A 14626-nucleotide genomic window follows, 5' to 3' on the forward strand; every position below is an offset into this window, starting at 1 on the left:
TCGTCAATCAAGCGATAGACTGGGCGAATTTACTTTTCGTATCGACATTTCCTTGAATTATTTTTATTAGAATGTGAGTTAAAGCCGCTAAACAACATATAATCAGGTAACTAAGTATTTCTACCCTGAAAAGCCGGATTCACAGAAAGCCTTTTTGTACTTTATAAATAAAAAATAAAAAACGATTGGGGGATATGGGCGAGTACTTTGTCTTATCAGTACTAAACCCTTTTGATGATGTCTGCCAGTGCTTTTTCCTTTGGGCAACCTGCTGACAACAGCAGCAACGAGCCCGCCCCCTTTCCCCGGGGGGATACGGACGCGTCCTCAACTCCACCTGCTGATAATGAACTCTTCATTCGAAAGGCGTTTGAAACGGACGCCCGGCAGGGCTGTGAACTGCTGTTTCGGCAGTACTTCGCTCCCTTATGCAGTCATGCCATTCGGTTTGTGTACGACCGGCAGGTCGCCGAGGACATCGTTGCCGATATTTTCTTTACGTTCTACACGAAGGGATTCTACCAGCAGGTAAAAGGCTCGTACCGGGCGTATCTCTACCAGGCCGTACGGAACCGGGCCTACAACAGTCTGCGCTGGGAACTGGGTCGGCAGGAAAGCTTGCCGGACGAACTGGATCAGGCCGATACGGAAGCTACCCAGCCTGATCGGTTGATGCAGCAGGACGAACTATACTGGGGCCTGGAGCAGGCGGTGCAGCAGTTGTCACCCCAGCGGCAACGGGTCTTTCTGATGAGTCGCTTCGAAGGGAAGTCGTACAAGGAAATTGCCCTGGCCCTCAATCTCGCTCCCAAGACGGTAGAAAATCATCTGCTCCAGGCGATCGCTATCATTCGCCAGAGTCTACGCCAACAGAACCTGATTAGCTGGGGCCTGCTCACGCTGACCTCGCTGCTCTAACAATTAATACGACCATGCAACCTCCTAAGGAGTTAGTATTCAGTTATTTTTCCGGTACCGCTACCCCCTTGCAACAGCGGGTGGTCAGCGACTGGCTAGCCCGACCCGAAAATCAGGAAATTTATTTTACCTGGCTTGACGAATGGGAACGCCGTTTCCCGCAGTACGTACCCGACACGGCTGAACACATTACGCAGTTTCGCCAGCGGATTGATCAACCGATAATTCCATCGAATTCGTCGAGCTGTGCGCTGGACGAGACTCCGCGTCCGATCTGGTATCCGGGACGCTGGCTCGTGGCAGCTACCGTCCTGCTGGTCTGTTGTACGGCTGGCTGGTTGTGGCGCGATTCGTTCCTGTATACAACCATTAGCACGAATAGCCAGCAGCTGCGTTCGCTGAAACTGCCCGATGGCTCTACCGTCGCGATGAATAGCCAGTCCTCGCTACAGATCCCCCGGATGGGATACGGCTGGTTGTCGCGCCGGGTGCGCCTGACGGGCGATGCCGTCTTTGACGTGAAACATTTGCCTGATGATCAGACATTCGTGGTCGAAACCGAAGATGGTCTGGCGGTGGAAGTGCTCGGTACGGAGTTTTCGGTACGGAGTCGTCACGCACGGGCTGAAGTGGTACTGCGTCGGGGGCGTGTCAATCTCCATTACGAACGTAACAAGCAACCCGCGCAGACGCTGGCGATGAAACCCGGCGACCGGGTTACGCTGACTGAACAGAGCGGCATGCGATTGCAGGTCAAAGCGGATACAGCCCAGTTTGCTCATTGGCGCTATCGTTCCTTCAGTTTTAACGCTACCCCACTCAGTGACGTAGCCCGGCAGATGCAGCGTGTGTTTGGCGTGACTGTGCAACTGGCTGATCCGGCCCTGGCCCGACGAACTCTGACGGGCACCATCCGGGCGGGTTCGTCGACCGAGCTGGCCGAAGCCCTGGCCGAACTACTGAATCTGCGCCTGAATCAGCGTGGACAGACGCTTGTCTTTTCTATTCCTACTGAACCCCAATTGACACAATGAGAAAATCAGTACCGTTGACACTGGCTACCGGCTGGTTACTGGGTATGAGCTATGGTTATGCCGTTGCCCAGCCGCTGGTATTTGCCCGAAGTACGCATCGGGTGGGTAGCGTGCAAACCGATCTGGCGAAGCGCACTATTCCAACTGGACAGTCACTGAAGCAGACCCTGCTGCAGCTAAAAACGCATTATCAGGCCGATATTCTATTCGAAGAGTCGGTTGTGTCGGGCGTGCAGTCAGTTGCGTTGCCGGAGTCGATCAACCTGAATGCGCGGCTGGAAACGAACCTGAACACTCTGCTGAAGCCGTATGGACTGCGGTTTAAAAAGCTGCGCTCCGGGGCGTACCTGATTTTATCGAAGGGTAGTGATAAACCGCTGGTGGGACTGAGTGGCTCCGCGTCGGCAACAAGTTCTGCTCCTATCGCTCTGCCCGATCTGCAACGAATAACAGTCGGTGCCGTAACGGAAATCGTTTCGACGGACGTACGGATAACGGGGCGGGTGACGGGTGAAGCGGGTGAAGGTTTGCCGGGCGTGACCGTCCTGGTGAAAGGAACAACGCGAGGCACCACAACGGATGCCGACGGGCGTTATCAACTGAGCGCGCCGGATGGGACGGCTACGCTGGTGTACAGTTTTGTTGGCTACGTTAGTCAGGAGCTGGCTATTAGTAATCGGTCGACGATCAACGTACAGTTGCAACCTGATACGAAGTCGTTGAATGAGGTTGTTGTGGTCGGGTACGGACAGGTAAAGAAAAGCGACCTGACGGGGTCTGTGGCGACGGTGCCCGTTGATGAGATAAAGAAAGTAGCCGTTACGTCGCTCGACCAGGCTTTGCAGGGACGGGCAGCCGGTGTGCAGATTACGCAGAACTCGGGCCAGCCGGGTGGCAGCACGACGATTCGGATTCGGGGCGGGAACTCCATTCAGGGGGACAACGAACCGCTGTACGTCATCGACGGAATTCCGTTCAAGAACGACGGCGCCAGTAGTGGGTCCAGTTTCAACGTATTGAGTACGTTGAACCCCAGCGATATCGAGTCGATGACGGTTTTGAAAGATGCCTCGTCGACAGCGATTTACGGATCGAGGGGGGCCAACGGCGTGGTCATTATCACGACCAAACGCGGCAAAGCTGGTAAGTCGACGGTTAATTTTGAAACGTACTATGGGGTTCAGCAGGTGCGCCGGAAGTACCCCGTCCTGAACGGTCGCGAATACGCCCAGTTTGTAAACGACGCCAACACCAACGAAGGGCGTCCTGCCGTGTACACCCCCGAGCAGGTAGCGGCTTTCGGCGAAGGAACCGACTGGCAGAACGAAATTTTCCAGCAGGCACCCATTCAGAACTATCAACTGTCGATGAGTGGTGGGGACGAACGTACGCAGTACGCCATTGGCGGGGGCTACTTCCGGCAGGACGGCGTCGTCATTAACTCGAATTTTGACCGGTACTCGTTCCGGGTGAATCTGGACCGGAAACTGAACAACAAAATCAAGATCGGTAATAACCTGACCGTAAACCGTACCGTGACCAACCAGTCGCGCTCGGACGCCGATCTGGGGAGCGCGGGCGTGGTAACGATTGCCGCGTTACAATTCCCGCCCATCCTGCCGGTGCGCAATTCGGACGGTACATACCTGATTACGAATCCAGCCCTGAACTTCACCGCCGATAACCCGGTGGCGCTGGCGCGTGATGGAAAGAACCGAAACACAGCTTATCGCGTCTTCGGCAGCATCTTCGGTGACTACCAACCCATTGACGGGCTAAATCTGCGGGTGTCGCTGGGTATCGACGGGATTTTGCAGAAGCAGGACGCGTATGCGCCCCGCTCCGTATCGAGTGGGCTGGCGCAGGGGGGAGCGGCCAGTATTTTCAATTCGCAGTCGATCACCTGGCTGAACGAAAACCTGCTAACCTACACCCGGACCATCGGCGAAGTACACGCCATCAATGCGCTCGTTGGGTTTACCCAGCAGGCCAGCCGGTACGAAAGCAGTTTTGCGTCGGCCCGTAACTTCGTGAACGACAATCTGGGATCGGGAAATCTGGGATCGGGATCGGTACCACTGACCCCTTCGTCGAACATTGGCACCTGGGGACTACAGTCGTATCTCGGTCGGATCAACTATGGTTATAAAGACCGGTACCTGCTGACGGCCTCATTTCGGGCGGATGGTTCCTCGCGTTTCGGAGCGAATAAACGCTACGGCTATTTCCCCTCGGCGGCTCTGGCCTGGCGCGTGTCGGAAGAGCCGTTCCTGAAGAATGTCAATGTCCTGAGCGATCTAAAACTCCGGGCAACCTACGGCCTAACGGGTAACCAGGACGGTATTGGCAACTACCCGTCTTATTCGCTGCTAGCCACGCAAAACTACGTCTTCGGCAATACGGTATCGACTGGCCTGGGACCGGGCCAGATTGCCAATCCCGACTTATCGTGGGAAACAACGACCCAGGCCGATATGGGCGTGGACGTGGGTGTGCTAAACAACCGCATTACGTTAACGGCCGATGTGTATCTGAAACGCACCCGCGATCTGCTGCTGGCCGTAACGATCCCCAGCACGTCCGGCTATTCGAGCGCCATCAAGAACCTGGGCCGAGTGCAGAACAAAGGGCTGGAGCTGAGCATTTCATCGCGGAACATCGACGGCGCCTTTAAATGGAATACCGATCTGAATATTGCCATCAACCGGAATACCGTGCTTGATATTGGTGGTGCACCGCAAATTTTTGCTGGTAGCGTGGCCAACATTGGGCAGAACATTAATTCAGGGATTATTCGGGTAGGGGAGCCGCTGGGCTCGTTCTTCGGCTACGTAACGAACGGGCTGTACCAGAGCAACGAAGAACTGACGGTCCTGGTCGATCCGCAGGCGCGCAAGCCGGGTGACCGTAAGTATCTCGATCTGAACGGTGATAAGAAAATCGATGACAACGACCGAACCATCATCGGGCGGGCGCAGCCTAAGTTCATTGGCGGTTTCAACAACACCTTCTCCTACAAAGGGCTGGAACTGACGGTATTTTTTCAGGGTGTTTACGGGAATAATATCCTGAACGCGAACCGCTTCGAGCTGGAATACCTGAATGCGACGACCAACCAGGATCGTGACGTACTGAACCGATGGACGCCAACCAACACGAACACCGATATTCCTCGGGCGTCGACCACGCGTCCGGCCAACCGCATCTCGACCCGGCAGATTGAGGACGGCTCGTACCTGCGGCTGAAAAACCTGCAACTGGCTTACAACCTGCCAACGCCCGTCCTTAACAAGCTGAAGTTACAGTCGCTACGGGTGTACGCAACGGCGCAGAACTTTCTGACCTGGACAAACTACTCGGGCTACGATCCGGAAGTGAACCGCTTTGGCCAGGACAGCCGGAGTCAGGGCTTCGACTACGCCAGCTACCCGGCGGCCAAGACGTTCCTGTTCGGTCTGAACGTTGGATTTTAATCAAAGAGCGAAAGTGTGATAGAGCGAAAGAGCGAAAAGTCAAGCCGGTGTATTGATACGTGACGCTGGCTTTTCCTCTTCGGTTCATTGCTTAACTTCTCATAGACATGGAATTACCGATAAAATTGAGTGCTACCGTCCGGCGAAAGCTTTCGCTCTTTCTCTCTTTTACACTTTCGCTCGTTGCCCTGAACGCTTGCGAAGTACTGGAGCAGACACCTGAGTCGAACTTTACGCCCACGAATTTTTATAAAAACGCCGACGATGCCAAGGCGGCTGTGAGTGCGGTGTACGATCCGCTAAACTCACCGAATATGTACGGGCAGATCATGTGGATTTTGCAGGATCAGGCGACGGATGATGCCGAATGGGGAAATGGTCGCTCCACGGCAAACCAACCCAAAAATGACCTGGATAAATTTACGTTTACCCCCGCCACCAGTACATTTCAATCGATCTGGGGTACACTTTATAACGCCATCAACCGGGCTAACACGGTGCTGACGCGGGTGCCCGCTATCAGTATGGATGAAAGCCTGAAAGCGCAGTATCTGGCCGAGGCCAAGTTTATGCGGGCCTTCTATTACTTTACGCTGGTCCGGTTGTTTGGTGGCGTGCCCATTATTACGGCAGAAACAACGTCGCTTAATAACCTGAACATAGCCCGGGCGTCGGCGGATGACGTATACAAGCAGATCATTCAGGATTTCACCGACGCCGAAAGCGTGCTGCCCGTTACGTACTCGACCGTTGACCGCGGGCGGGCGACGAAAGGGGCCGCGAAGACGTTCCTGGCTAAAGTCTACCTGACACGTCAGGACTGGGCGAATGCGTCGGCGAAGGCGAAAGAAGTAATGGATCTGAATACTTATGATCTATGGGCTACCTACGCCGAAGCCTTTCTGATTGCCAACAAGAACGGGAAAGAAGCCATTTTCGAGATGCAGGCCTTGAGCGGAGGCAATGGCGAAGGAAGCTGGATGCAGGGGTACATGCGCCCTAACTTCGATCGGATCAATGGGATTGCTGGTTTCGGTGATGATCCCCCGACGGAAAGCATTTACCGGGCCTACCGCGCCGATGACCGACGACGTAACGTCAACCTACGGCTCTACACGGCTACTAGTACCCCTGCAGCTCCGGCCAGCATCTTGTTTCCCTGTTACATTAATAAGTATCTGGACCCCACAGCTACCAGCAACAGTGATGGCGGCAACAATTTTCCCATCGAGCGTTATTCCGATGTGCTGCTGATGTACGCCGAAGCGCTAAATGAGCAGGGGGGCAATAATTCGGCGGCTTATACGGCCATCAATCGCGTACGGAATCGGGCGGGATTGCCTAACCTAACGGCGAACTTGAGCCAGGCGCAGTTTCGCGACAGTCTGCTGCTGGAACGGCGGTTGGAGTTGGCCTTCGAAGGACACCGCTGGTATGACCTGGTGCGCACTAAGCGGCTGATCAGTGCCATCAAAGCACAGAATTCAACGTTGCAGGTCGAAGAGCGCCACTATCTCTATCCAATTCCGCAAACCGAACGCGACGTCAATCCACAACTAACGCAGAATCCGGGGTATTAATAGGAGGAGGAAGGGGAGGAGAGGGAGGAAGGAGGAAAGGGGGCTGACGCTAAACTGACCGCCAGTCCACTTTTCTGCCACAGTCTCATCTCATTTTCCTTTCCTCCCTTTCTTCCCCCTCCTCCCTTTCCTCCTTCAATTTATGCTCCGTCGATCTTTTTTACAACGTTCATTGGTGGCTGCTCCGCTGGTCTGGGGTGGGCAGGTGATGACTGGTACGTCTGGCCAGAGCAGCGTAAAGCCCGAAATTATCAATGCGGGGGTGGGGGGTAACAATACCGTCGATCTACTCGCCCGGATGGATGCTGACTGTCTGTCGCAGCGCCCGGAACTGACGATCCTGATGGCGGGGACGAACGACGTAAACAGCAAGAAATACGTACCGCTGCCCGACTATGAGCGGAATCTTCGCACGATGGTCAAAAAGCTGCTGGATAGTAACAGCCAGGTGGTACTGATGACGATTCTGCCCGTATATGAGCCGTATCTGATGACCCGGCACGATCCAGCGTTCTATCAGCCCGATGGCCACGCAGCCCGAAAAACGGCCATGAATGACGCCATTCGGAAAGTAGCTACGGACAACCGCCTGCCTTTACTGGACATGCACCACATTTTCAATACCGTGGGTAACATTGGACTGGATGCCAGCAGCCTGCTAAAAAACGAAGCCAACAGCAACAAGACCGACGGGGTGCACCCCACGCCCGATGGCTACCGGACCATGGCCGTTGTTATCTACACGTTTCTTGTTCAGAACAAACTACTTAAAAACCGCATCGTCTGCTTTGGCGATAGCATTACCAAAGGCGACGACCAGGGACGGAATTATCCGGCTTACCTGCAACAATTAGTCACTGCCTGATTCATTGAACCCATGACATTTCTTTCGCATTTTGTCCCCGACATTGTTCGCTATTCCAGTAAAAAATGGATGGCGGCTGGCTGCCTCTTTGGCGTGAGTCTGTTTTCTCCCGCTTTTTCCCCCGCTCCGAATTCTGCTCCGGTAGTACGTCCGGCAGCCGTCCGGCAGGCCGATGTAATCATTTACGGGGGGACGTCGGCGGCTATCACGGCGGCCGTGCAGGTCAAAAAGATGGGCAAATCTGTCATCGTCGTGTCTCCCGACAAACACCTGGGCGGGCTGTCGTCGGGGGGGCTGGGCTTCACCGATACGGGAAACAAGGAAGTGATTGGTGGACTAGCCCGCGAATTTTACCAACGTCTGTATCAGCACTACCAGCAACCAAATTCCTGGCAATGGCAGAAAAAGGAAGAATACGGCAACAAGGGCCAGGGAACGCCCGCCATTGACGGTAGCTCCCGGACCATGTGGATTTTTGAACCCCACGCGGCCGAACAGGTATTCGAGGACTTTGTGAAGGAGTACAAGCTGACCATTTACCGGGACGAGTGGCTGGACCGATCGCCCAAGGGCGTAAGCAAACGTAATGGGTCGATTCAGTCCTTCCGGACGCTGAGCGGGAATGTGTACCAGGGAAAAATGTTTATCGACGTTACGTACGAAGGTGACCTGATGGCAGCCGCTGGGGTTAAATACCACGTTGGGCGGGAAGCCAACAGCGTTTACGGTGAGAAATGGGACGGCGTCCAAACGGAAGTTTTTCAACACGGCCACCATTTTAAAACCAACGTTAGCCCCTACAAGATAGCGGGTGATTCGAAGAGCGGTCTGTTGCCTGAAGTGTCGGCGGAGGCACCGGGTGAATACGGCGCGGGCGACAACAAAATTCAGGCGTACTGCTTCCGGATGTGCCTGAGTAACCACCCCGACAACCGGGTTCCGTTTGCCAAACCGGCGGGCTATAACGCCGATCGATACGAGCTATTAGCGCGGGTATTTGCGTCGGGCTGGCGCGAAACTTTCGATAAGTACGATCCGATCCCCAACCGGAAGACTGACACGAATAACCACGGACCGGTCAGTACGGATTACATTGGCAAGAATTACGATTATCCCGAAGCGACGTACGAACGACGGAAAGCCATCATCAAAGACCATGAGCTGTATCAGAAAGGGCTGATGTATTTCCTGCAAAACGACCCGCGCGTTCCTGCCGACGTGCACGAGAAAATGCAGCAGTGGGGTCTGCCCAAAGACGAGTTCAAGGACAACGGTGGCTGGCCCCACCAACTGTACATTCGCGAAGCCCGGCGGATGATCAGCGATTTTGTGATGAAAGAAGCCGACGCCCTCGGGAAAACTACAGTCCCTGAACCGATTGGTATGGGCTCATATGCCCTGGATGCCCACAATGCCCAGCGTTATGTCAAAAAGGATGGCTTCGTCCAGAACGAAGGTGATATCGGCGTCCATCCCGACAAGCCTTATTCCATTGCGTATAAATCGATTGTGCCGAAGGAAAGCGAGTGCAAAAATCTGTTTGTGCCGGTCTGTCTGTCGAGTACACACATCGCCTTTGGTTCGATTCGAATGGAGCCGGTCTTTATGATTCTGGGCCAGTCGGCGGCAACGGCGGCCGTGCTGGCCATGCAGAACAACGTAACGCCCCAGCGATTGCCGTACGCTACGCTGGAAAAAGCATTATTGGCTGATAAGCAAAAATTGACATTTTAAAGCAGGAGGGGCAGGAAAGCAGGAAAGGTAAAAAAAAGGAGCGTCAGCATTCTTTCCTCCTCTCCTGCTTTCCTCCCCCTTTTTATGAGCTACTGAGATACCGTAATGCGGGCGGATAAAATATGAGCGGAACGTTTCCAGCTGTCTTGGCTTGTTAGTCGGTAATAGCACCGATAATTTTTTACGGAGTAGGGAAGTGTTGATGTACTGATAGAGGTACCCTGCTGGTAACCAACCCAGTGGGTGTACGGAATACGGCGGCCTTCAACTACGGTCGTGTCAACTTTGACTAGTTTTGGATTGGTACTGGCGAACTGTCGGTACTGATCGACTAGCCAGCGCTGGTCTAGCTCATCCATAATCCACTCCACAACCAGAAAGAAACGAGGTTGGTCGATGCGTAGATCAAAGTCTGACAGATCCACTTCCAGCCAGCCCCCTTGCTGCCGACGTGAGTGAATCACGACGCTGCGTTCCAGCAAATCGCGACCGGGCAGTTCGGTAAGTGAATCATAGTCCATCAGCCGTATTCGGAGCTTATAGGATGAGAACGTGCTCCCCGCAATCTGTACACTGGCTTTCTGGACGATAAAGGGAGGGGCTAGCTTGGGGTGAAACTGAGGATACTTATTCTCAATCAGCAACGCCATCGCCGAGCCTGCCTGCAACGTATCGGTAATAATAAATGAGTTGTTTGCCAGCTTATTCCCCAGCTCAAAAAGCTTCTGTTTCCGTTTAGACAATACATGAACAGTTGGTAGTTGAATGACACTGGGGGTCATGTCAATGCGCGTCATGAGGTAATTCAAATCCAGCAGAGCTATTTTTTGAGGAGAGTACCCCAGGTGAGAAATAAGGAGCGAATCATTCTTATAGCGATCAGCTAGTTGCATAGCAAAACTACCGTCAGGGTTCGACAGCATACCAACCGCTTTGCCGGGTATCCCAATGTTGACATACGCCAGTGGCTGATTGTTTTTTTTGTCGAAAATAAAGCCCTGAATGCGTAGCCGAGCGCAGACCGGTGCTATCGATACCAATAACCACAGGCAGGGAAAACAGAACAAACGGAGCATAGTAGAGGCCTGTCTTTCAGGAATAGAATACGCTAAAAAAGAAAGGGACGTTTGCTTTTGCAAACGTCCCTTTCCGTATGACAGATGAGATCTGATCTATTCTTCGAATACGTTACCGTCGTACGTAACGCTGGATACTTTCTTGTCCAGGTAGTAGAGCTGGTCGGCAGGAATCTGGTTGAACAGATCCAGGCAACGACGGGCGATGTATTCTTCTTCCATTTGCTCTTTAACATACCATTTCAGCAACTCGGCCGTAGCGTAGTCGTTCTCGCGGTGGCAGGCGCCCATTAGCCGGTTGATTGAGTTCGTAACGGCAATTTCCTGATCCAGAGCGGCTTCGAAGATCGACCGGAGCGAATCAAATTCCTGCTCAACGGCGGGTACTTCCGGCGAATAAGCCGTACCACCCTGGTCGCAGAGGTAATGGAATATCTTCATGCCATGAGCACGCTCTTCTTCCGCCTGTTTATAGAAGAACCCAGCGCTGTAATCGAAACCATTCCGATCGCACCAGCCAGCCATAGCCAGGTACTTCGACGACGAGATAAATTCCATCTGAATCTGCTGATTTAGCAGTTGCTCAATGGCTTCTTTCATCGATGTCCGGATTCTAATCAGATCTTTCATATCTATATATCGGTTGTGATATTTCGTTGTGCTGTGACAAAGTAACGACAAAAAAACCGGCTCTGTTCAAAAGCCGGTTTCGAAATACGAAATATGTAGGCAGTCTAAATAATACTTAATCAGCGACTTATCAGGCTGGTAGTTCGCAGCCCCGTTCGCGCAATAGAGTGTTCAATTCCAGCATCAGCCGGGCGCCATCCAACAATTCACGCAAGTGAACAATTTCGCATAGTGTTAGGACGAAGCAGCGCTCAGTCCGCGGCATGGACAGGATTTCCAGGTCATGTGAATCGTCGGTGCTCAGCGCCATCTGACGAAGGTCAACCGTTTCGACCATGCGTTTGAACTGGAGGAAATCCTGGGCCGAAAAGGCCGTGTGAGTTTCCCAGAATTCCAGAATTAGCCGATTCGTAACGTCACATTGATAGATCGCTCCGTTTTTTGTCCGAAAGAGTTCTTGCCAGGTGGTTACGTTACTAGTCACGATAATTAGTTAGTCCTGCTGATCTGTTACTGCAAATATACAGCGTACTGTGTGTTGAACGACTGCTCGTTTAGAAAAATTCCAAATAAACTTTAGCCCTTTTTAGGATAGGGCTAAAACAGCCGCGTTGATCGCTCACGCAGTGCATCAATAACGAACGGTACGGGCCTTTGCCAGAGCAGCTGATTCAATGGCTTTGCGGAATTGGTATTGCTCACAAACAGACAGCCCGACCAGATGGCCGGGCTGTTTCGTTAAGGGTGTTCGGAAATGTCTAGTTGATCGTTTCGGCTGCCTTGAGGACGCCCAGTTCCTGGCCAACTTTAGTGAAGGCCGCTACGGCGCGTTCCAGGTGCTCCTGTTCGTGACCCGCCGAAATCTGCACCCGAATCCGGGCTTTGCCGTTTGGTACGACGGGGTAGAAGAAGCCGATCACGTAAATGCCTTCTTCCAGCAACCGGGCGGCAAACTCCTGCGCCAGTGGCGCTTCGTACAGCATGATGGGTACGATCGGGTGCTCGCCGGGCAGAATGTCAAAACCGGCAGCGGTCATGGCATCCCGGAAATAACGGGTGTTGTTTTCCAGTTTGTCACGTAGCGCGGTCGATGCCTTCAGCATATCCAGCACTTTGAGCGACGCGCCCACGATGGTTGGCGCTAACGTATTAGAGAACAGATACGGACGCGAACGTTGCCGCAACAGGTCGACAATTTCTTTACGTGCCGCCGTAAATCCGCCCGAGGCTCCACCCAGCGCCTTACCATACGTACCGGTGATGATGTCGATACGGCCAAACACATTCCGGAACTCGGGTGTGCCACGGCCGGTCTTGCCAACAAAACCACTGGCGTGGCATTCGTCGACCATGACCATCGCACCGTACTGGTCGGCCAGATCACAGATTTTGTCTAGCTGAGCGATCGTACCATCCATCGAGAAAACACCGTCGGTTACGATCAGCGTCCGCCGGGCCGACGACGCTGCCTGCAACTGGGTTTCCAGGTCAGCCATATCGTTATGCTTATAGCGGAAGCGTTTCGCTTTGCTCAACCGAATTCCGTCGATGATCGACGCGTGGTTTAGCTCGTCCGAAATGATGGCATCCTGCTCGCCTAATAGGGGTTCAAACACACCACCGTTGGCATCGAAAGCGGCTGCGTACAGAATACAGTCTTCCGCGCCGACGAACTCGGCCGTTTTCTGCTCCAGTTCCTTGTGAATATCCTGCGTACCGCAAATAAAGCGTACCGACGACATACCAAAGCCGTGACTGTCCAGCGTCTGGTGAGCGGCTTCGATTACGGTCGGATCAGACGACAGACCAAGGTAGTTATTGGCGCAGAAATTTAGTACTTCCCGACCGTCGCGCACGGCAATGACCGACGACTGGGGTGAAACAATGATACGTTCGGACTTGTACAGTCCCGCTTCTTTGATACTGTTCAGCTCCTGCTGAAGTTGCTCTTTGATGGCTCCGTACATGGTGTTTATACTGTTGTGACCAGCGGCTGATAGACCGCAGTCAGGTTTGAAATCATTTCTTGGGTCATCCGGGGCAGATCGAAGGCGGGCTTCCAGCCCCAGTCCTGCCGGGCAACCGAATCGTCGATGCTTCTGGGCCATGACTCGGCAATGGCCTGCCGAAAATCGGGCTTATACTGCGTAACAAAATCCGGAAAATAAGCCTGAATAGAGGCTGTCTGCTCGGCGGGTGTAAAGCTCATCCCGGCCAGATTGTACGACGTCCGAACGCTGATCTGCGCTTCGGGGGCGTCCATCAGTTCCAGCGTAGCCCGGAGCGCGTCGTCCATATAAATCATGGGCAGGCGCGTATCGGCGTCCAGAAAACAATCGAACGACTGCCCCTGCACGGCGGCATGGTAGATAGCCACGGCATAATCGGTAGTGCCGCCACCCGGCATCGACTCGTAGCTGATAACGCCTGGGTAACGTAACGAGCGCACGTCGAGTCCGTAGCGTTTGTGGTAGTACATTGACCAGTTTTCGGCGGCTACCTTACTGATGCCATACACCGTCGTGGGGTCCAGGTAGGCGTTCTGTGGCGTGTCGTACTTGGGGGCATGTTCGCCAAACGCGGCAATCGAACTGGGAACGAATACCTTCCGGACCTTATGCAGCCGAGAAACCTCCAGTACGTTAAGTAACGTCTGCATGTTGAGGTTCCAGGACCCAATCGGATCGCTTTCGCCTTTTGCCGACAGAATTGCCGCCAGATGGTAGATCTGAGTCACCCGATACTGCCGAACGATTTCGGTCAGGGCCTCGGGATTGGTGGCATCCAGCAGGGTGAACAGACCCGAGTCGGTTGCCGGTTTTCGTAGGTCGGCCGCAATAACATTGCTACTGCCAAACTGAGCCCGTAAGCGGGGGAGAAGGGCCGTGCCGATCTGCCCGTTAGCTCCAATGATTAAAACGGTTTCGCGCTGCATCACCAGGTAGAATAAGATTGTGAATACGAACGGATTAAAAAGAAATAGTATAGTTGCGTACTATTTCCGGTGCAAAGTTACTTTTGCCGATAATAAGATGAGTACGATTTAATAATTAAGTAAATATTGTTGCATTATTGATTATTGCCCGTGAAAATTTCTAAAAAATAAGTGTCGGTAAGGAATGGGTAGAAAATTTTTTGGTCTACTTTTTAACGGTTTAGTACTATTTTATGTTTGGCTCAACGCTTCTTCTGTCTGATATTAATTTACGGATAAACGATTTAGTAGAATATAAAATGGTGTTGGTTGATCAGGCGAAAAAAACTTCTGAATTGGCGTGTAAAAAGGGTTGTAACGTCCAGCGCTTTTCGATGGTTG

11 protein-coding genes are annotated in these 14626 nt (G+C 53.1%); 6 read left to right on the forward strand and 5 right to left on the reverse strand.

The features are described from left to right. The first annotated feature begins 234 nt into the window (after window positions 1–234). The 6 genes from ACYVAD_RS08875 (at window position 235) to ACYVAD_RS08900 (ending at window position 9604) form a co-directional block, all read left to right on the forward strand. Window positions 235–918: a sigma-70 family RNA polymerase sigma factor gene (locus tag ACYVAD_RS08875; protein WP_461139142.1), complete on the forward strand. Its 684-nt coding sequence runs from the start codon at window positions 235–237 to the stop codon at window positions 916–918. A 14-nt stretch (window positions 919–932) separates the two neighbouring features. Next, a complete protein-coding gene (locus tag ACYVAD_RS08880; RefSeq protein WP_461139143.1) occupies window positions 933–1952 on the forward strand; it encodes a FecR family protein in 1020 nt (339 codons plus the stop codon). Continuing rightward, window positions 1949–5425 carry a SusC/RagA family TonB-linked outer membrane protein gene (locus ACYVAD_RS08885; RefSeq protein ID WP_461139144.1) on the forward strand — a complete coding sequence of 1159 codons (3477 nt, stop codon included), beginning with the start codon at window positions 1949–1951 and terminating at the stop codon, window positions 5423–5425. Before ACYVAD_RS08880 ends, ACYVAD_RS08885 begins: the two co-directional genes overlap by 4 nt. Window positions 5426–5532: 107 nt before the next feature. Next, complete coding sequence (locus ACYVAD_RS08890) at window positions 5533–7005, forward strand: RagB/SusD family nutrient uptake outer membrane protein (RefSeq protein ID WP_461139145.1); 1473 nt, start codon at window positions 5533–5535, stop codon at window positions 7003–7005. Window positions 7006–7147: 142 nt separating this feature from the next. Beyond that, a complete protein-coding gene (locus ACYVAD_RS08895) occupies window positions 7148–7870 on the forward strand; it encodes an SGNH/GDSL hydrolase family protein (RefSeq protein WP_461139146.1) in 723 nt (240 codons plus the stop codon). A gap of 12 nt (window positions 7871–7882) precedes the next feature. Then, window positions 7883–9604, forward strand: a complete 1722-nt coding sequence (locus ACYVAD_RS08900; RefSeq protein WP_461139147.1) for an FAD-dependent oxidoreductase — start codon at window positions 7883–7885, stop codon at window positions 9602–9604. 89 nt (window positions 9605–9693) lie between these two features. On the opposite strand, the gene ACYVAD_RS08905 is transcribed toward ACYVAD_RS08900, so the two are convergent. The 5 genes from ACYVAD_RS08905 to ACYVAD_RS08925 form a co-directional block, all read right to left on the reverse strand. After that, complete coding sequence (locus tag ACYVAD_RS08905) at window positions 9694–10680, reverse strand: carboxypeptidase-like regulatory domain-containing protein (protein WP_461139148.1); 987 nt, start codon at window positions 10678–10680, stop codon at window positions 9694–9696. A 96-nt stretch (window positions 10681–10776) separates the two neighbouring features. Then, on the reverse strand, window positions 10777–11310 hold the full coding sequence (locus ACYVAD_RS08910) for a ferritin (RefSeq protein WP_461139149.1): 534 nt from the start codon (window positions 11308–11310) through the stop codon (window positions 10777–10779). Window positions 11311–11440: 130 nt separating this feature from the next. Beyond that, window positions 11441–11794 (reverse strand): DUF6686 family protein, encoded by a 354-nt coding sequence (locus ACYVAD_RS08915; protein WP_461139150.1) that lies wholly within the window; start codon window positions 11792–11794, stop codon window positions 11441–11443. Window positions 11795–12068: 274 nt separating this feature from the next. Next, window positions 12069–13277 (reverse strand): glycine C-acetyltransferase, encoded by a 1209-nt coding sequence (gene kbl, locus ACYVAD_RS08920; protein WP_461139151.1) that lies wholly within the window; start codon window positions 13275–13277, stop codon window positions 12069–12071. A gap of 5 nt (window positions 13278–13282) precedes the next feature. Next, window positions 13283–14245, reverse strand: a complete 963-nt coding sequence (locus ACYVAD_RS08925) for an NAD-dependent epimerase/dehydratase family protein (protein WP_461139152.1) — start codon at window positions 14243–14245, stop codon at window positions 13283–13285. Between the last annotated feature and the right edge of the window lie 381 nt (window positions 14246–14626).

The organism is Spirosoma pomorum, assembly GCF_054776615.1.

Excerpts from the sequence above, each read along its gene's own strand:
- ACYVAD_RS08925 (WP_461139152.1), bottom strand. The coding sequence starts at position 14,245 with ATGCAGCGCGAAACCGTTTTAATCATTGGAGCTAACGGGCAGATCGGC.
- ACYVAD_RS08890 (WP_461139145.1), top strand. The coding sequence starts at position 5,533 with ATGGAATTACCGATAAAATTGAGTGCTACCGTCCGGCGAAAGCTTTCG.
- kbl (WP_461139151.1), bottom strand. The coding sequence starts at position 13,277 with ATGTACGGAGCCATCAAAGAGCAACTTCAGCAGGAGCTGAACAGTATC.
- ACYVAD_RS08880 (WP_461139143.1), top strand. The coding sequence starts at position 933 with ATGCAACCTCCTAAGGAGTTAGTATTCAGTTATTTTTCCGGTACCGCT.
- ACYVAD_RS08910 (WP_461139149.1), bottom strand. The coding sequence starts at position 11,310 with ATGAAAGATCTGATTAGAATCCGGACATCGATGAAAGAAGCCATTGAG.
- ACYVAD_RS08905 (WP_461139148.1), bottom strand. The coding sequence starts at position 10,680 with ATGCTCCGTTTGTTCTGTTTTCCCTGCCTGTGGTTATTGGTATCGATA.
- ACYVAD_RS08875 (WP_461139142.1), top strand. The coding sequence starts at position 235 with ATGATGTCTGCCAGTGCTTTTTCCTTTGGGCAACCTGCTGACAACAGC.
- ACYVAD_RS08900 (WP_461139147.1), top strand. The coding sequence starts at position 7,883 with ATGACATTTCTTTCGCATTTTGTCCCCGACATTGTTCGCTATTCCAGT.
- ACYVAD_RS08885 (WP_461139144.1), top strand. The coding sequence starts at position 1,949 with ATGAGAAAATCAGTACCGTTGACACTGGCTACCGGCTGGTTACTGGGT.
- ACYVAD_RS08895 (WP_461139146.1), top strand. The coding sequence starts at position 7,148 with ATGCTCCGTCGATCTTTTTTACAACGTTCATTGGTGGCTGCTCCGCTG.